This window comes from Dictyobacter halimunensis (assembly GCF_036245075.1).
Genome location: NZ_BSRI01000001.1, coordinates 1,318,315 through 1,336,215 on the forward strand (window position 1 = coordinate 1,318,315; position 17,901 = coordinate 1,336,215).

Annotated in this window: 16 protein-coding genes; 10 read left to right on the forward strand and 6 right to left on the reverse strand. The window is 54.5% G+C overall.

Features of this window, described 5'->3' with window-relative positions:
- Positions 1–16 precede the first annotated feature (16 nt).
- Entirely contained in the window at positions 17–478 is a 462-nt protein-coding gene (locus AABA21_RS05330) for an SRPBCC family protein (RefSeq protein ID WP_338247957.1), read from the forward strand.
- A gap of 359 nt (positions 479–837) precedes the next feature.
- Positions 838–2,397, forward strand: coding sequence for an MFS transporter (locus tag AABA21_RS05335; RefSeq protein WP_338247958.1), 1,560 nt, complete (start codon positions 838–840; stop codon positions 2,395–2,397).
- Between the two features lie 144 nt (positions 2,398–2,541).
- On the opposite strand, the gene AABA21_RS05340 is transcribed toward AABA21_RS05335, so the two are convergent.
- Both AABA21_RS05340 and AABA21_RS05345 read right to left on the reverse strand, forming a co-directional pair.
- A complete protein-coding gene (locus AABA21_RS05340) occupies positions 2,542–3,309 on the reverse strand; it encodes an SDR family NAD(P)-dependent oxidoreductase (RefSeq protein WP_338247959.1) in 768 nt (255 codons plus the stop codon).
- A 250-nt stretch (positions 3,310–3,559) separates the two neighbouring features.
- Complete coding sequence (locus AABA21_RS05345; RefSeq protein ID WP_338247960.1) at positions 3,560–4,492, reverse strand: SDR family oxidoreductase; 933 nt, start codon at positions 4,490–4,492, stop codon at positions 3,560–3,562.
- Between the two features lie 330 nt (positions 4,493–4,822).
- On the opposite strand from AABA21_RS05345, the gene AABA21_RS05350 reads away from it, so the two are divergent.
- The gene (locus tag AABA21_RS05350) at positions 4,823–5,761 is read left to right on the forward strand and encodes an AraC family transcriptional regulator (RefSeq protein ID WP_338247961.1); all 939 of its coding nucleotides are present in this window, start codon (positions 4,823–4,825) and stop codon (positions 5,759–5,761) included.
- 222 nt (positions 5,762–5,983) lie between these two features.
- Complete coding sequence (locus AABA21_RS05355) at positions 5,984–6,361, forward strand: nuclear transport factor 2 family protein (protein WP_338247962.1); 378 nt, start codon at positions 5,984–5,986, stop codon at positions 6,359–6,361.
- A gap of 235 nt (positions 6,362–6,596) precedes the next feature.
- Here the strand turns inward: AABA21_RS05355 and AABA21_RS05360 are convergent, their stop codons facing one another.
- Positions 6,597–7,106, reverse strand: a complete 510-nt coding sequence (locus AABA21_RS05360; RefSeq protein WP_338247963.1) for a pyridoxamine 5'-phosphate oxidase family protein — start codon at positions 7,104–7,106, stop codon at positions 6,597–6,599.
- A 208-nt stretch (positions 7,107–7,314) separates the two neighbouring features.
- Between AABA21_RS05360 and AABA21_RS05365 the strand changes: the two genes are divergently transcribed.
- From AABA21_RS05365 to AABA21_RS05375, 3 genes are read left to right on the forward strand one after another with little or no spacing between them, the layout of a single operon-like run.
- Positions 7,315–7,902 carry an IS607 family transposase gene (locus tag AABA21_RS05365; protein ID WP_338247964.1) on the forward strand — a complete coding sequence of 196 codons (588 nt, stop codon included), beginning with the start codon at positions 7,315–7,317 and terminating at the stop codon, positions 7,900–7,902.
- Complete coding sequence (locus tag AABA21_RS05370; RefSeq protein WP_338247965.1) at positions 7,889–9,187, forward strand: RNA-guided endonuclease InsQ/TnpB family protein; 1,299 nt, start codon at positions 7,889–7,891, stop codon at positions 9,185–9,187. Before AABA21_RS05365 ends, AABA21_RS05370 begins: the two co-directional genes overlap by 14 nt.
- Before the next feature lie 13 nt (positions 9,188–9,200).
- Positions 9,201–9,833 (forward strand): TetR/AcrR family transcriptional regulator, encoded by a 633-nt coding sequence (locus tag AABA21_RS05375; RefSeq protein WP_338247967.1) that lies wholly within the window; start codon positions 9,201–9,203, stop codon positions 9,831–9,833.
- A gap of 276 nt (positions 9,834–10,109) precedes the next feature.
- Here AABA21_RS05375 and AABA21_RS05380 read toward each other — a convergent pair whose 3' ends face one another.
- Together AABA21_RS05380 and AABA21_RS05385 are read right to left on the reverse strand one after the other, a co-directional pair.
- Positions 10,110–10,964: an alpha/beta hydrolase gene (locus tag AABA21_RS05380; RefSeq protein ID WP_338247968.1), complete on the reverse strand. Its 855-nt coding sequence runs from the start codon at positions 10,962–10,964 to the stop codon at positions 10,110–10,112.
- A 101-nt stretch (positions 10,965–11,065) separates the two neighbouring features.
- Entirely contained in the window at positions 11,066–11,527 is a 462-nt protein-coding gene (locus AABA21_RS05385; RefSeq protein WP_338247969.1) for a cupin domain-containing protein, read from the reverse strand.
- A 247-nt stretch (positions 11,528–11,774) separates the two neighbouring features.
- Between AABA21_RS05385 and AABA21_RS05390 the strand changes: the two genes are divergently transcribed.
- Positions 11,775–12,953: an RNA-guided endonuclease InsQ/TnpB family protein gene (locus AABA21_RS05390; RefSeq protein ID WP_338251002.1), complete on the forward strand. Its 1,179-nt coding sequence runs from the start codon at positions 11,775–11,777 to the stop codon at positions 12,951–12,953.
- Here AABA21_RS05390 and AABA21_RS05395 read toward each other — a convergent pair.
- The gene (locus AABA21_RS05395; RefSeq protein WP_338247970.1) at positions 12,893–13,753 is read right to left on the reverse strand and encodes an SDR family oxidoreductase; all 861 of its coding nucleotides are present in this window, start codon (positions 13,751–13,753) and stop codon (positions 12,893–12,895) included. The genes AABA21_RS05390 and AABA21_RS05395 overlap by 61 nt on opposite strands.
- Positions 13,754–14,028: 275 nt before the next feature.
- Here AABA21_RS05395 and AABA21_RS05400 point away from each other — a divergent pair, with 275 nt between their 5' ends.
- Together AABA21_RS05400 and AABA21_RS05405 are read left to right on the forward strand one after the other, a co-directional pair.
- A complete protein-coding gene (locus AABA21_RS05400) occupies positions 14,029–17,100 on the forward strand; it encodes a tetratricopeptide repeat protein (protein WP_338247971.1) in 3,072 nt (1,023 codons plus the stop codon).
- A 170-nt stretch (positions 17,101–17,270) separates the two neighbouring features.
- Entirely contained in the window at positions 17,271–17,855 is a 585-nt protein-coding gene (locus AABA21_RS05405; RefSeq protein WP_338247972.1) for a hypothetical protein, read from the forward strand.
- Positions 17,856–17,901: the final 46 nt, after the last annotated feature.

Below are 17,901 nucleotides of genomic sequence, written 5' to 3' on the forward strand. Positions count from 1 at the left end.
GTTAAAGGAGTCTATCATGAATGAACGATCAGTACAGCATACGACTTTCGTCATCGAGCGTACCTATAGTGCCTCGCCTGCACGCGTGTTCGCTGCCTGGGCGAACCCCGAAGCCAAGGCCCAGTGGTTCCCGAAGGCCGACGAATTTGACTTCCGGGTCGGAGGGCGGGAATGCAATCGTGGGACGCATGCAGGAGTGACCTACACCTACGATGCCCACTATCAGGACATTGTGCCCGACCAGCGTATCGCTTATACCTACACTATGGATCGCGACGAGACGCTGATGTCAGTCTCTGTGACGACGGTGGAGTTTCAGAAATCCGCCACCGGCACGCGACTGATCTACACGGAGCAGGGGGCCTTTTTCGATGGGGAGGACAAGCCGGAATATCGCGAGCAGGGAACAAAGAGCTTTCTGGACGCGCTGGACGCGGTGCTCCAGCGCGAACGTATGCGCGAAGAGAGCAAACATTAATTCCCCCAGCCGATCAGGCTCAAACCGCTTTTGAGAGGTGATGGCCCGACCTTGCGTCAGAATCTCGTGGCCATTGGTGGGCGTGGTGCATGAACCGACAGAGCATTTGCCAGGAATGCGCTTGAGAAGCGTCTCCCTGCGGTAGGTTCATTCGCCATGCCCACAGCCTGCCTTTCACCAGAGATGAGAGGGCGTAGTCTCTCATGGCTCTACTCCTCTACACCTGTGACGTGATATCCAGGAAGAGAGAGCATGGAACCGAACCATCCACTCTTCGGTCATGTGCTTTGCTATCGTATGGAACGACAGTGAAGCAAGGCGGATGACAGGACGAGAATATATCAGGTAGAAGGAAAAACATGACGATAGAAACGACAAAGACCAGGGAGCAATCTCTGACCGAATTGCCCAGGAAAGCAACGAGGAAAGAATGGCTCGGGCTTGCTGTCCTGGGAATGACTTCGCTGGTGGTGGCGATTGATTTGTTTGTGATGCTCCTGGCGCTTCCAAAGATCAGTCAGGACTTACACGCAAGTGGGACGCAGCTCCTTTGGATTACAGATATGTACGGCTTTTTGCTGGCAGGCTTTCTGATTACGATGGGGACACTCGGAGACCACATAGGCCGTCGTAAAGTATTGCTGCTTGGGAGCGCGGCTTTTGGGGCGACGTCCTTTCTGGTGGCTTTTTCGCAAAGTGCCGAGATGCTGATTTTCGCGCGGGCACTTCTGGGAGTGGCTGGTGCGATGATTGCTCCCGCAGCGCTCTCGCTCATTCGGCATATGTTTGCCGATCCGGAGGAGAATGCACGGGCTATTAGTATCTGGCTGAGTTGTTTGATCGGCGGGTCAATTGTAGGGCCGCTTGTTGGAGGGGTGCTGCTGGAGCATTTTTGGTGGGGTTCGGTCTTCCTCGTGGGTATACCTCCCATGGTCATTGCTCTGCTGGGAGGCCGAAAGTTCCTGCCGGAGTACAAGAACCCTGATGCGGCCCAGCTTCATTTCCCAAGCGTGTTCTTGTCGCTCGCGGCGATCCTTTCGCTGATCTATGGCATGACAGAAGTAGCGGCTTATGGTTGGCAGGTGTTGCCGGTCGTCGCGTTGCTTGTTGGTATGGTGTTGAGTGTCGTGTTTGTGTGTCAGCAGCGCACATTGCCCGATCCGCTTTTGGACGTGACACTCTTTAAGAAGCCCGCTTTCACTCTTATGCTCGTCGCGATGCTGATGAATACGATGTTTCCTGGCGGCGTCATGGTCCTTTCGACGCAGTATTTGCAATTGGTTGCGGGACTCTCACCATTGCAAGCGGGACTCTGGATGATTCCGGCCATGTTGGCGTCTATTCTTGGCTTTCAGGTGTCGCCTTCTCTTGCTCGTACGATTCGGCCAGCCTATCTGATTGCATTAGGGCTTGTCTGTTCCATCATTGGCTTGCTGATTCTGTGCCTGACGAATGTCGGTGGTGACCTGGTGGCGCTTCTTATCGGCTTTGCGCTCTTTAATCTTGGGTCGGGGCCGCTCGTGACACTAGGGACGGGCATCGTGATCGGCTCTGTTGCGCCACAAAAGGCTGGTGCGGCGGCGGCTGTTTCTCAAACGGGAAATGAATTCGGCTTTGCCCTTGGTGTGGCGGTGGTCGGGAGCATCGGCGCGTTTGTCTATCGTATGCAAACCACAACCCTCCCCCACGAGCTTTCTGCCGATGCTACTCACGCAGTTCAAGAAACATTAGCAACAGCGGTGTCAACGGCCGGGAACCTTCCTGGCAAACTTGGGAGCGACGTCCTCTCCATTGCCAGAAATGCCTTCGTGCAGGAATATCACACGGTAGCATTGCTGAGTGCGGGAGTACTTGCTATCATCGCAGTGGTTATCGTGGTGATGCTCAAAAATTTGCCGGCAATGGCCGAGAAAAACTAGGGGTAAGGTTTCGTTTGCTGAGACGTGTCTCAGCAAACGAACCTTTCTCAGATCTGCATGAGACAGGAAATTTCTGGTCTACCTGCGCATCAGGCAACTTCAACAGGCCCCTGTCAGCTTTTCGTCTCAATGGGATCAAAAGATTTACGGCAAAAGCTCAATCCCGGATGCCGAAAGGACAAATGTCTTTCCAGCTCTCTCGCTCGGATCACTAACAAGCGCTACAACAGCATTGGCGACATCCTCTGGTGTTGGCCTGGCTGGCCGAGTTTCGATAAAATCGGCAGGTGAAAGGCCAAGAGAGGATGCGTACGCCCGGGCAGCCACTTTTCCCAGTTCCGTTTCGGATATGATGCGTCCTGGAACAAGCGCGAGAAACCGCAAACCACGTTGCAAACGAGCGGATTCCTTTTGCGCGTAATCTGCGAGGAATATCTGCGTGCGCTTCGCGCCAGCGTAGCCACCTGAAAGCGGCGATCCACCAAGAGCCGCACCACTGGACATGAGCAGAATGGTCGCCCCCACGGGAAGCGGCGCAGTCAATGCTGCCTGCGAGAAAAGCAACGACATCTTGACATCGCTGTTCCAGTTGGTCGAGAACTGCTCCCAACTCTGTTCCACCAATGGGGCCATGTGCGGTATCGCGCCCGCACAGACGATCAGAATATCTGGCAGCAGCGCCTCAAATACTTTCGCAGGAGCGCCTTCGCTTGCAGCATCGAGCGTGAGTACCCGAACCCCTGGAAATGCAGCGGCGAGTTGCCTGAGCGGCTGTTCCTGCCGCGCAATTGCAAGCACTCGCGCTCCCTCTGCCTGAGCCGCAGCGACAATGTCTCGTCCCAGCCCTCTGCTGCCTCCAATAATGACCACATTTTTGCCGCGCAAACGCTGTGCGGTGATCGATTCGTTCATATGTCCTCCTACTTTCTCGACGAGTTGGCCTTCTCATGTGAACCATGCGACCTTGCTGTGCATACTATGTACCTGGACAATTAAAAGGGTCCCTTTATGGAAGCGTCACGAGTGATTCGCTCCTCTGCTGAAGCGTGGATGATCAGATCGGGCTACTTTTAAGATGACATGGTTTAAAGCAAGCTCAAGCTAATGAAATTTGAACCATGCCTTCGTTCAAATAGTGATTTCAGATCATCGAAACACGCCATCAAGCAGATGGCAGTGTCCGCAAATCCAAAGGAGGCTTCAGTTCTTTTTGAGCCATTGCCCACGCTGATGTGCCAAGAAAATCGGCGGCATGGCGACGCGCGAACTCGGCGAAGGGTGTAGGGCGAATGCCGAGCGCCATATGCGTTTCGAGATGCACTACCTCTTCACCATTGCCAAGCCTGCGCAATCTCGACTGCACATCGAGCGCGTCTACGACAACGGGAGGCATACCCGCCTCGCGTTGTACTCGCTTCCTTTCTTCTGAAGAGATGTTGACATAGCGCACGCTCGATCCTGTGGCAAGGGAGATCTGCTCGGCAATCTCTGCCATGCTCAGGGCTTCTGGGCCTGATATCATATAGGTCTTGCCCTCATGTCCTGCTGTAGTTAGCAGCACAAAGGCGGCTTTGGCGACGTCTTCCAGATCCACGGGGGTCAGCTTTGCATCCTCGAATGGAAGGAAAAACGCTCGCTCGGTGACGATAGTGGGTACTTCTCGCAAATACTCTGTCGCGAATTGGCTGGGACGCAAAAAGGTCCAGGCCAGCCCGGATTGTTCGAGATAGTGCGAGATTTCTGCATGCATGCGCGAAAAGAGAAAGGGCGAATCCAATGAGGTTGTTACACCGGAAAGCTTGATGATGTGGCGAACGCCCGCCGCTTTGGCAGCATCGATGAAGGTACATTGCGTCTCCACCATCTGCAGGTTGGGAGAAGAGATCAGCAAAACGCGCTCTACCCCTGAGAGCGCGTTTGCGAGTGTCTCAGGGTGTTGCATGTCACCCTCTACGAGCTCTACGGTGGAAAATGCCTCTAATGCCCGGGCCTTTGCACGACTCCTGACGAGCGCCTTCACGGGATGCCCCTGGCGGGCAAACTCACGGATCATAGCAGAACCGACCAGGCCATTTGCACCTGTTATAAGGATCATGATACCCTCCTGAGCCAGCACGGTTCGCATGGCTCAGGGGAAAGGAAAGTGCTTCTCGACAAGCCCTCTCATGCGAACCCTGCGACCCGGCTGCATTCTACTCTTTAGCAAAGGAATGAAGAAATCGTCGATGGGACGTTTCTTGCAACCCTTTTTCTCAGTCACTGTTTCCTCTGTACTGAGCCGCAGCCTCATGTTCAGACACCCTCGGTGCGACCCTCCCAGAGCAATGTGATCTTCTTACGAGAGAGAGTATACGCTTGAATGGCGAGACAATCTATGCTATATTGTCTTAAATAATTGTCTATTCGTCTCAAAGGAGAAAAGAGCATGGATGTGCTCACGGATGTCTTGAATACACTCGAACTGAAGGGGTGGATCTCTGCACGCAGAATACTTATTCCTCCCTGGCGTTATGCTTTTGCCGCCAGTCACGATATGATTTTTCATCTCCTTGGCAGCTTTGGTGGAGGCTACCTCACGCTCGAAGGAGATTCAACACCCCTGCGGGTCGAAGACGGAGCGGTCCTGCTCTTTCCCTTCGGGCACGCTCACGCTATCGGCGACCAGCTCACCTCACCCCTCATTCAGGTACTGCATGTGAACTATGACACGCAGAAGCACTATCAGGGTTTCCCCGAGACAGCTGAGGAAGCAACGAGAGCGGTGCTCTGCGGAGCGCTCCATGTGGAGCATCCTGGCGCATTCCCTTTGCTGCACAGCTTGCCAGAGGTAATTCACATTCCCGCAGAACAGGGCCGCACGGATCAGGGCTTTAGCGAGATTGTTCAACTCATCGCGCGTGAAGCAGCCGCTCCTCGGCTGGGGACCGAAGTGATGCTCAGGCGCTTCACCGAACTGCTTTTCATTCACATCATCAGAGTCTGGGTAGAGCAGCAAGCGGAGTCCGCTACCGGCTGGTTGGCGGCGCTGCGTGATCCGGCCATCAGCAAAGCGCTCGGCTTGCTTCATCAATCGCCAGAACGGGGATGGAAGGTGGAGGGGCTGGCAGCAGCCGTGGGTCTTTCCCGCGCCGTCTTCTCTGCTCGCTTTACCCGACTGGTGGGTGAGCCTCCTATCACGTATCTAACCCGTTGGCGTATGCACAGAGCGACCCGTTTACTCCAAAATAACGTCGAGGTAGAAAAGATCGCAAAGCTTCTGGGCTACGAGTCAGAAGTGGCCTTTCACAAGGCCTTCAAACGGGAGGTCGGCATGCCCCCGGTCAGATATCGCAAGCTTGGGAAACCCGTCTCCACAATGCAGTAGAGGGCGTGAAAGGGGTTTCGAGCCAGTGATACCTCCCTCAAGCGCAACGACATGAAAGCAGTCAAAGCATCAACGGGCAAACCGTCCAGGTAGTACGGCATGTGCCAACAAGCGTATGCTATGAGCATAATTTTTCTCTTTACTTCTTTGCTGTAAGTATCTATCCTTGAGGAAGTGGGTAGACAGACACTGGTTGTTAGCTCAAATGAAAGGAGAACCGAAGTGAACCACTCCCTTGAGGAAATTGTGCATGCTGAGAAGCAACTTCAACAGGCCATGGTGAACAACGATGTGCCAGCCCTGGAGCGATTAATACATGATGATCTGGTATTTATTGATGCTGAGGGAAATGTACAGGGAAAACGCGATGATATCGACAGCCATGCGTCTGGTGCTGTTGTTCAGACCGCAGTGGAGTTCGTCGAAGAGCCGGTTATACAGTTCTATGGAGAAAGCGCAATTGTGGCAGTCAAAGCTCATATACAGGTGCGATTACAGGGAAAACCTCTTGAGGCTTTCTGCCGCTATCTGCGTGTATGGCTGTTTCAGGATGAGCGCTGGCAAATTATCTCAGGAACTGTACGCATCATCTCTGAATGACGACTCCTATGGTCTATTTTCTTCATCACGAATTTTAGCAAATATGCCCCGATTGGGTGATTGCTCCCAGCTTCGCGGCGCTCCTTGCTCAATGGGCAGAGCGTCTGGAAGCTGGGTACTATGAGCTCAACGAATTTGGAGGAAAACTCTTCTTCATCCTTCAAGCATCACGCATTGCAATCCCTCGGGGTCTTGCATAAGGCAGGGAACGCAAGAATTATTGTTCCTCCGTGGATCAGGAGGAGGCCATCATGGTCAGAGGACGGATGCGAAAAGCAACCGGGAGAACCGCTGCCGCTTGCTGGATGGTTAGTCCCATCTGTGAGAAAAACGCCTGGTATTTGGCCACCCAGGCAGGAACGTGATCAGACGAAGGATCGTCCAGGCTCACCTTCGCCTCACCAGTCAGGATAAAGGAGTCGGCACCACTCAGGTCGAGGTTAAAATGCAGGCCCACTTTTGGATTCTGCCGAAGGTATTGCCAGCGTTGGTCGCGATCCTGCTCTGATGCGCTGTAGATGAGAAAGGTGGATTGCGCCTCATCCCAGAGAAATCCGACTGGGAGGGTGTGCGGCATCCCGGTCGCATCAACGGTGATGAGCCAGAGAAACAGTTCCTCGCGCAAACGGCGAAGGATCTTCTCCCCAGCAGGAGTCAAGGGATCGGGAGGGAGAAAAGGGACCTCGCGATGAGGAGGGAGGCGTCCGCGGTCGGGGGTGGAGGGGTCAGAATAATGAGAAGACATCGATTGTTCCTTTCGTTAGTGTCACTGCAGTCACCAGGTGCTTTTCCTAAACGCAAGAAAGGCTGCATTAATTATAGCCGGAACTCTTTCTTAATGCAAGGCTTCTTGCATTATCAGGCGACACAAGATATACTGGTGATATTGAAACCGATCTTTGGAAGTATAGTGAATTCTTGACAATTGATGAGCATCATTGTATTATGAGCGTATGAAACTCAGTGAGTATGCTAAACAGCAAGGGGTCCGCTATGAGACCGCCTGGCGTTGGTTCCGGGATGGGAAGATCCAGGGGCGACGCATCGGGGCTCACACGATTCTCATTGATGAACCAACCACGGTCTCCGCCTCCTCATCGAAGACGCACACCGTGGTTTACACGCGGGTGTCTTCCGCCGAAAACAAGGCCAATCTGGATCGTCAGGCCGAACGGTTGGTCGCCTACTGCGCGGCCCGTGGCTATCAGGTGAGCCGGGTGGTGAAGGAAATTGGCTCTGGTGTCAATGACAACCGCCCCAAGTTTCTGGCGCTGCTGGCTGATCCGAACGTGGGGCGCATCGTCATTGAGCACAAAGACCGCGGCACCCGTTTCGGGTTTCGCTACATTGAAACGCTGCTGGCCACCTACGGGCGAGAAATCGAAGTGGTCAATCAAGCCGAGAACGGCACCGAAGACCTGCTCACAGACCTCACCAGCATTGTGTACAGCTTTTGTGCCAGACTCTATGGGCCACGGCGTGCCAAACGCAAGACCGAGCGTCTTGTGCAGGAATTGGAGGGTGATAGTGAAACTGGTTGAAAAGCACGTGATCGCTCGCAGTGATCCCCGGTATGCGGCCCTCGATGCCGCCTGCTTCGCCTCCAAAAACCTTTACAACGCGGCGCTCTACGAAATGCGCCAGGCCTTCATCTTTGAGGGCTGCTACCTCAACTACCATGCGATGGATCGGCGCATGCAGTCGCATGAAGCGTACAAAGCCCTGCCGGCGAAAGTAGCCCAACAGGTGCTGCTGCTGCTCGAACGCAACTGGACATCATTCTTTGCAGCCCTCAAGGCCTACAAGGCCGATCCCTCCACGTTCCGTCGCCGTCCTCAACTCCCCAACTACAAGCAGAAAACGACCGGCCGCAACGTGTTGATCTATACCATGCAAGCCGTCAGTCGCAGCAAACGGACGCTTGGCCGGCACCTCATCCAACCGTCCGGGTTGCCCATCCAGGTCAAAACCCGGCAAGACCCCAGGACGATCGCGCAGGTCCGTGTCGTTCCCAAACACGGCTTTGTCGTCGTAGAGATCGTGTATGAACAGGAGCCAGCCACATCTGCCGTCGATCCTGCACTCATCGCGGGCATCGATGCTGGTATCGATAATGTGATCGCGTTAACTGCAAACAAGCCGGGCTTTGTCCCGGTCGTCGTTAACGGGCGCGGTCTCAAAAGTACGAACCAGTTCTATAACAAGACGATGGCCGATCTGCAACAGGCCCTCGGCCGCCCTGGCTGTACCCGGCGCATGCAGCGCCTGAGCATCTGGCGCCATCGGCGCATCGAGCATGATCTGCATACGATCTCCCGTTTTGTGGTGGAGTTGCTCGCTGCAGAGGGCATTGGCACGCTGGTGATCGGGCGCAACGCAGGCTGGAAGCAGGAGGTTAACCTGGGCGCACGCAACAACCAGCACTTTGTTCAGCTTCCCCATGCGCGCTTGATCCAGATGCTTACCTACAAAGCGGAGCATAAAGGCATCCGGGTGCTACTCACGGAAGAGGCCTACACCAGTAAGGCCAGTTTCCTGGATCGTGATCTCCTGCCCACCTACCAGGCTGGTCAGGAGAAGCCACCCGTGTTCAGCGGAAAACGCATCGCACGGGGCCTCTATCGGGCCCAAGATGGCCGACTCATCAACGCCGATTGCAACGGATCGTACAACATCATTCGAAAAGCAGCTCCTGATGCCTTTGAGGTGGAGGGAGTAGCGGATGGGGAGTGCAGGGTTCATCTGCCGGTAGTCCATCCCGTGAGGATGTCATTCCCTCACGAACCTGCTCACGTGAAAATCCTGACAGCTGTCAGAATTCGCTAGTCGTGACAGAACTATGAATACACCTCACCCGAATGCGCCACTCGCCATCCCGACCGGCAATGAAAAAAATGCAGTGCGCCGCCGACCAGGTGGTCGGAGTACTCGCGTACAAGTTGCTGTGTTTGAAGCAACCATCCAGCTTTTAGCGGAAAGGGGATATGAAGGGCTCAGCATCGCCTCTATTGCTGAGCGTGCTGGTGTCCACGAAACCTCCCTGTACCGTCGCTGGAAAACGAAAGAGCAGTTGATCCTTGAGGCCATCGATCGTCGGGTGGCACAAGAGATTCCTGTTCCTGACACCGGGGTCCTGCGCTCTGATCTTGTCGCAGTATTGCAGTCTCTGAGACTTTTTCTGCAATCAAAGGAAGGACAGGCCCTGTTCCAAACGGCAGTTGCGACGCTTCATGTGCCTGAGCTCCGTGCTCTCCGGCAGGAGCACTGGCGTCAGCGATGTGCACACCTGCAGATCCTCTTTGATCGTGCTATCGCACGTGGCGAACTATCGCCACAGGTAGATTGCCAATTTCTCTTAGAAATGCTCAGTGGCATCATATACATGCGCTTCTTTGTGATCAATGAACCGGTTGATGAGATGTTACCCGAACGGGCCGTTAACCTCATCCTTTCAGGGGTAAAACCAGGCTAATGCTAGCCGACCCACGAGAGGTAATCGGAGGGTAATCGAGGAACACAAAAAGAAAAATCGGCCAGGGAAGCCTTTCGATGACCAAAAGGCTTCCCTCAATTCCCATGTTCTTACTATAGAAGAAGCAAAAGTTCTTCTATAGTACACTGATCCCAGCATCAAAATGGCACGCACAGGCCAGGGGAAATCGCTCTATCTGCTGGACTCGATCTCACCTGAAAAAAACAAACGACGTGTTCACCTGGCTCACGAGTAGTATGAGTTTCTCGTGACAGACTACTGGCCGATCGAGAGTTGCTCTTTGATGAAGGCAAACGCGACCTCGGCCACTTCACGCCAGCCGTGATCAATGGTGAGTGAGTGCCCGCGGCCAGGCATTTCACGCAAGGTTGTGAGCGAGGAATTATGGCGCTGCAGCTTGTAGGCAGCCTTGACGACCGCCAGGGGGACTGTATGGTCTTGCTCACCTGCGACGAGCAAGAGGGGTCCACGTTCAGGATTGCTGGTATTGACCTGATCTTCTGTCCACGGGTTCAGGTTGGCGGCAGCGGCCTGGAAAACAGGGGTGCCAGAACCTGGAACCGCATACCGGTCGTAGAGTTGGCGGGCTTCCTCTTCCGAGAGCGCGTTGGTAAAGCCATAGCGGAACTGCTCGTAGGTCAGTGCGACGGCACGGTGATAGTTGAGAGGATTCGAGAGGACCGGCGCACCAGACTTGAGTTCGGAAAGCGGCACGGGCAGCACGCCACGAAACCCGGCCGGGTCGATGGCAACCGTCACTGCCGATAGAGCCTCGTCGGCCAGTTGTTGAGCGATGAGGCCACCAAAAGAATGGCCGATCACAACAGGTTTCCTCTTGAGCTGACCGGGAGCCTGAGCATAGTAATCGGTGACCTGCTTAATCCTTTTGTGCGCAAAAACATCCGGGTTCTCATTGGCCTCTGCGACGGTCTTCGGATCGTCGGGCCAGCCGGGTGCGAGCGTTGTGTAGCCCCGTTCTTCGAAGAACGTGCGCCAGTTGTCCCAACTGGATGCCAGCAGATAGAGGCCGTGCACGAAGACGACCGGCTGCAATCCCGAGGCGTTGGCGCGGTCGAATTCGCGCTGTTCATGGGGCGTGAGATGGGTCATGTTATCCTCCTTTGGTGAGTCAGCAGATTATGTTTCATTGGATGAGTTGTAGTTCTCCGATTGCCATCCTGTGTAGCAACAGAAAGAGGCAAGCAACGAGATTAGTCCATCAGAGGTGGGCCAGTCACCACCAGACCATATCTGGCCCCAAGCTCGGTGAGTGCCTGCACATTTAACTGCGGAGAGAGATAGAGGGGACGCAGCCCTTCAAAGAAACCTCGCAGACCACCTGGAAGAAAGGTGACGAGCATCTTTCCCACCGTTAAGGAACGCCAGGTATGTGATACGCCTCCGGGAATGCGGATAGAGGTACCAGCCGAGGCGGTAAAGATGTGTTCCCCTAGCTTCACTCGATAGGTCCCTTCCAGAATGTAGAGGAGCTCCTCTTGCTGGTGGATATGTTCTGGAGGTCCTATTTGGGGAAGCGTAATGGTCACCGCCTGATCGTAGAGCCCGTTGGTCGTTTCCGCCGTAGCTTTCCAGGTCCAGTATTCCCCACTTGCTTCAAATGTCGTCTCTCCTTCACCGGTATTGAGAACCAGCGATGCAATATCAGTACTCATAAGATGTTTCCCTTACTTGTGTTCGTTCTTTATTTCTTTTGAAAGCCCGATTTAAATAGTATTCAAGAGCCAACCACCATCTGCCGCGATCTCCGATCCCACCACAAAAGAGATTGCAACTGTTTCCAAAAAGGTATGAAAAAAGGATCAACGAGAGGCATAACGCCACGCTTTCGGGTTTCTTGACAAAAGAGAACATTTGCTCTATACTGAAGCAACTATCAGGCAAGAGAAAGAGCAAAATCGCATGATTCGCGCCCATAAAATCAGGCTGCATCCCACGTCGGAACAAGCTACCTATTTGGCACGCGCTGCAGGGGTGGCCCGCTTCGTGTGGAATTGGGCGTTAGCGGAGTGGAACCGGCACTATGAAGCCGGGGAGAAACCGAGCGCCCTCACGCTCAAAAAGCAGTTCAACGCGATCCGACGCCAGGAATTTCCCTGGACCTGGGAGGTGACCAAGAATGCCTCTGATCAACCTTTTCTGGATCTGGGCAAAGCCTGGACAGCCTACTTTGACGGATTGCGCGAGGGCAGAAACGTCGGCAAGCCTCGCTTCAAACGCAAGAAACGGAGTAAACCGAGCTTTTATCTGGCCAACGACCAATTGGAACTGGGAGACCATCGGGTGTGGATCCCCAAGTTGGGCTGGGTGAATCTGGCGGAGAATCTGCGGTGGCGTGGGAAGATGACCGGGGCACGGGTGACCAAAACGGCGGATTGGTGGTTTTTGAGTGTCACGGTCGAACTGCCGGATGAACCCGCCGATCCAAAGATTCCCGCTATCGGGATCGATGTGGGCCTCAATCGCTTGGTGACCTTGAGCACGGGAGAGAACGTCGAAAACCAAGCCTTTCTCAAAACGTCGCTGAAGAAGTTGCGTCGGGCGAACAAGCGCCTCCATCGCCGGAACCTGGGGTCGAAGAATCGAGAGAAAGCCCGTCGTCAACTGGCTCGGGTCCACTACCGCATAACGTGCCAGCGCGATGATCTCTTGCAGAAACTGACAACGCAGATCGCTGCGTGTTATGGGATGGTGGCGGTGGAAGATCTACATCTGAAAGGGTTGCTCAAGAACCGATGCCTGGCGCGCTCGTTCTCGGATGCCGCGTTAGGCAAACTGCTTCGCTTGCTCAGCAGCAAAGTCGAGCATCAAGGAGGGCGCGTCATCACCGTCGATCGTTTCTTCCCCTCAAGTAAGACCTGCCATGCGTGCACATGGAAATGGGAAGACATGCAGCTTTCTGATCGCCTCTTTGTCTGTCAGAATGAGGCGTGTGCCTACTATCACGTTGCGCAAGATCGCGATCACAATGCGGCCCAGAATCTCTTACAGGAAGTCCTTCGCTTGGTCGGATGGGAGGATCAAGCCGTCACTGGTATTGGCTCAGACACTGACGTTAACTTGGCTGTGGACCTGATGTAAGACCAAAGATGCCCAGGCATTGAGGCGGTTGGGAATGAAGCAGCAACAACAAACGATGTGGTTGTATGTATACGTGCATACGTTTGACTACATTTATTGGAGCAGGAATCATCCGAAGCAAGAAACAGTGCGACCCTGGCCACTTCTTCAGGCTGGCCCAGGCGTTTGAGCGGGGAATGATTGATACGTGCCCTATCCTGCGCTTGCAGGATCTCTTGCGAAGACCCTGAGCGGGTTAACAAGTGGGTTGCGGTGGGGCCAATCGTGATGGTATTGACCCGAATACCACGACCGACGAGCTCTGCCGCCAGTGCCCGCGACAGCGCATGAATGGCCCCTTTGCTGGCAGTATAGAGCGAACTGTCGGCGATGCCCGTCAGGGCATTGACCGATCCGTTGAAGATGATGGACGCCGGCTCATTGAGAAAAGGGAGAGCCTTCTGAACGGTGAAATACGCTCCCTTAAAGTTGGCGTTGAGCATCTCGTCAAACGCTGCTTCATCCACCTCTTCTAGAGCAGCCCCTCTGAAAATGCCTGCATTGACAAACAAAATATCGAGTTTGCCAAACGTCTCATATGTGCGGGCCATCACATGATCGATGTCACCGAGCCTGGTAACATCTGCCTGAACCGCCAGCACCTCGGAACCCAATTGTCGAGTGGCCTCTGCAAGGGTTGCGGGATCCCGTCCAGCAATCACAACTTTTGCTCCATGAGCATGAAAGGTGCTGGCCGTCGCCAGGCCGATCCCACTATTGCCACCGGTCACTAATGCAACTTTTCCCTCAAGGGAACTCATACCACGTTTTCCTTTCGATAGGTAATCTTCCTCTTTGAAAGAAGGATACTCTATTGTTCTGCTTTTTCAGAGGGCGTTATCGGTCTTCAACATGACTTTTTCCGTTGCCTTCAAAAGAAAGGGGTGTGAGAAAAATCTTCGTAGCGTATCGCAGACCATCCAGCGTATCGTATACTATCCAAAGAATGGCCTTCTTTCCTCCTCCGATCGAGCAGGAACACCAGGGAAGTCATCCTGAGCATACTCAGCATAGATGGAGATCAGGAGGAAAGGTAATGCAGAGGAATGAGTCCTTACGCCAGCAACGCATCGCGCGCAACTGGCGACAGCAAGATGTCGCGGACCAGTTGGGCACCACAGTGACCGCTATTGGGCGCTGGGAACGAGGCGCTCAACAACCCAGTGCCTATTTCCGTGTGAAGCTCTGCACACTCTTTGGGAAGAGCGCGGCGGAGTTAGGCCTGGTGGAAACGATTGCGTCGCCACTGGAGAGCGCTGAAGTCACACAGGAAGGGAACGCTCCTGCCGAGGAGATCTCACTCTGGACGGTGCCATATGCACGGAATCCCCATTTTACCGGACGCGATGACATACTCCAATACCTTGGGCAACTGCTCGCTACAAAACAACCAGGCGAGCCGATGAACATTCAGCAGGCAGTGCTGACGCAAACGCAGGCCATTTCGGGACTGGGTGGTATTGGCAAAACGCAAATCGCCATCGAATATGCCTATCGGGCACGGATGCAGGGACGCTATCAGCATACCATGTGGATCTCTGCTGCAAACGAAGAAACGATCCTGACCAGTTTTGTCGAGCTCGCTCGCCTATTCATGCCCACGCTTGTGAAGGAAGAGACCAATCAGCGCACCATCGTCACGGTTCTCTTGCGCTGGCTGGAACAGTGTACGCAGCCCTGGCTGCTGATTTTTGACAACGCCGATAATCTTGACCTGCTGCCACCCTATCTCCCTCATCAAGGCAACGGGCATATCCTCCTCACGACGAGGGCCAACGCGGTCGGTGTGCTGGCATCATCTATTGAAGTCGATGCCATGGGAATACTGGAGGGAACGCATCTCTTACTGCGGCGTGCGCGCCGCTTTTCTGCCGAGTCACCAGAGGAGATGGACAACGCGATCAATCTGGTCATTGCGCTCGCCCAATTTCCTCTGGCCATCGATCAGGCAGGTGCCTACATTGAAGAGACCAGATGCACGCTGAGGGACTACCTTCAGCTCTATCAGACGCATCGTCACGCGCTTCTGGCGCGGCGCGGCAAACAGGCCTCCGGCTATCCAGAGTCAGTTGCCACGACCTGGTCTCTCTCCTTTCAGCGCGTTGAAGAGCAGAATCCTGCTGCCACAGAGTTCTTGCGCCTCTGCGCCTTCCTTGCTCCAGACCACATTCCAGAAGAACTTCTCACCAAAGGTGCTCCCCAGTGGCCACCGACGCTGCGCGAAGCGGTGACGAATCCTCTTCGCTTCAATCAGATGCTCGAAACCCTGCTGGCCTTTTCCCTGGTGAAGCGGCTTGCGGAGGATCGGACGCTGAGTGTCCATCGTCTGGTGCAGGCTGTCCAGATAGATCATCTGGAAGTCGAGGCACAGCGCACCTGGAGCGAGCGGGTAGTGCGTGCCCTGGAGATAGCCTTCCCGGCTGATCCGAAAAACGTGAATACCTGGCCCCAGTGTCTGCGCTACCTGGAACAGGTGCAGGTCTGCGATGAATTGATCCAGCGCTACCAGCTTCTGCTCCCCGAGGCAGCAGACCTGCTTGATCGCGTAGGCAGCTATTTCCTTGAACATAGTATGTATAGCCAGGCGGGAACCCTGTATCGGCGAGCGCTGGCTCTACGCGAGCAAGTGTGGGGAGTCGAGCATCCCCAGGTAGCCTGCAGTCTGCACCATCTGGCAGTCTTGGAACGGGCCAATGGCAACTACGAGCAGGCGGAACCGCTATTCCAACGGGCGCTGGACATCCGCATGCACCACCTGGGATCCGATCATCTCGAGACGGCGACCAGCCTGCATGGCCTGGCATCCCTCTTCGAGTCGCAACGGCGCTACGAGCAGGCGGAAGCCCTGACCCGGCAAGCCCTGAAGATTTATGAGCAACACCTGGGAGCAGACGATCTGGAGACCACCCGCATCAGGCACACCCTGGGGCTTCTGTACTGGCACCAGGGACGCTTCGAGGAGGTGGAACCATTGTATCGGTATAATCTGGCCCTCCATGAGAAAAAACTCGGGCCAGATCACCTCCTGACCGCCAAGAGTCAGACCTGGCTCGGAAATCTCTATTACGGTCAGGGGCGTTTCGCAGAGGCCGAACGCCTCTACAAACGGGTTCTCGGGATTTTCATACAGCACTTTGGTCCCACGCATTTTCAGACCGCCATCATAACCCACAACCTATCAGCGTTGTATATCGAACAGGGCAGGTATCAGGAGGCGGAACCCTTGGGTGAGCAAGCCCTGGCACTTTATGAGCAGCATCTCGGTCCAAATCATGTACATACGGCAGACGGTTTCCTTGAAGTGGCGACCATTTCACTGCATCTGGGGAAGTATACGCGAGCCGATACCCTGGCTCATCGAGCACTGCAATTACATGAAGCCAAACTCGGCCCACTTCATTCCCACGTAGTGGAAGATCTGATCGTCCTGGGTACCAGTTCGCGGGAGCAGAGTCGCTACGCTGAAGCCGAGTCGCTTCTTCAGCGTGTCCTGCAGATCAATGCGCAGGCGCCTGTGATGCCTACTGTCCAGCAACGCGCGCTTTATGAGTTCGCGCGCTTGCGAGAAGCTCAGGAATGGGACGAGCAAGCAGTTAGCCTCTACCAGCAGGCATTGGAAATGGACCTCCAGATGAAGCGCATTGCCCATCCTCTGACGATGGCCACTCGCCAGCGCCTGGCGGCACTGCTGGATCGCCTGGATCGCCCCGAGCACGCAACGCAACTGCAGCGATCTCAACCGGGATCAACCGATCTTTCCAAAGAAGAGACTTCCACCAACCGGAGAGAGATGGCCATGGAGCAGAGCAACATGAAGGCTGGTACGTGGAGCCGATCGCTTCCAGCGTGTCCTCACTGCCAGCTGACGACCGAAATTATCAAAAGCGGAAAAAATCGCTCGGGGAGTCAGCGCTTTCACTGCCGTGCGTGTCAGTTGTCCTTCACCCCTCAGCCAAGTATGCGGAAACCTGACCAGGTGCGAAAGACCGAGGCCCTCGTGCTTGCCAAACAGGGTATCAGTTACCGTCGCATTGCGAGCCTTCTGGGCGTGCATCATCAAACCGTGAGCGCGTGGATCAGTACTCCTGGCACGTCTGGAGCAGAATGAGTCACTAGATGTTGCTTGATACTTGCTTCTATGAGTGAATAATCTGATTACAGAGAATCTGTGGATAACCCTCTCGTCAATATACGTGCCGCTAAGGTACACTTACAAGAGAGACAAACAACCCGTATTGCTATCATTTCTCTTGATCAGTATCAGCAGGAGAACGAACCATGTCTTCCACGATGGGACTTACCCCGCGTAGTACACTAAGACACCGTCCAATTGATCGCTCCCTCACAGATATTCCGCCCTGGGTTCGCGCCTCTCAAGGACTGCATCAACACAAACGTCAACAGCAATTTCCGGGCCAGACAGTACTGCTCCGCTTCCTTGCGCGTTTCCCATTCGCATCGCTCACCACGCTCATTGGAATGGGCATGGCGATCATACTCATTTTCGTAGGGCAGTGGATCGTTAGTTGGGGGACCGTGGTGACTAATGACTGGCAATACGGTCAGCCACGCACCTATCAGACAGATGCGTTTGTTGGGCATGAATACACCGGGCAACCTGGCCATTTTGTCGTGTTCAATATTCATGGCCAGGTCGAGGTACTAGAGCTTCCTGCTAATGCCGTCACGCATGCTCGCCTCATTCTTGGGCCTCGTCTTTCCGGACCACAGGCTGATCTCGTTCCTGTCACCATCCAATTTGTGCCCTCATTCAACCCTCATGCCCCCAATATGCGCTTGAACATGGGAACCACATCCATGTTCTTTCTCAATAGGCATGGGCAGTTTCAAGCACCTATCTAATGACGCTACGAAAGAGATTTCATGGCAAGAAACGAAATGTATTCTG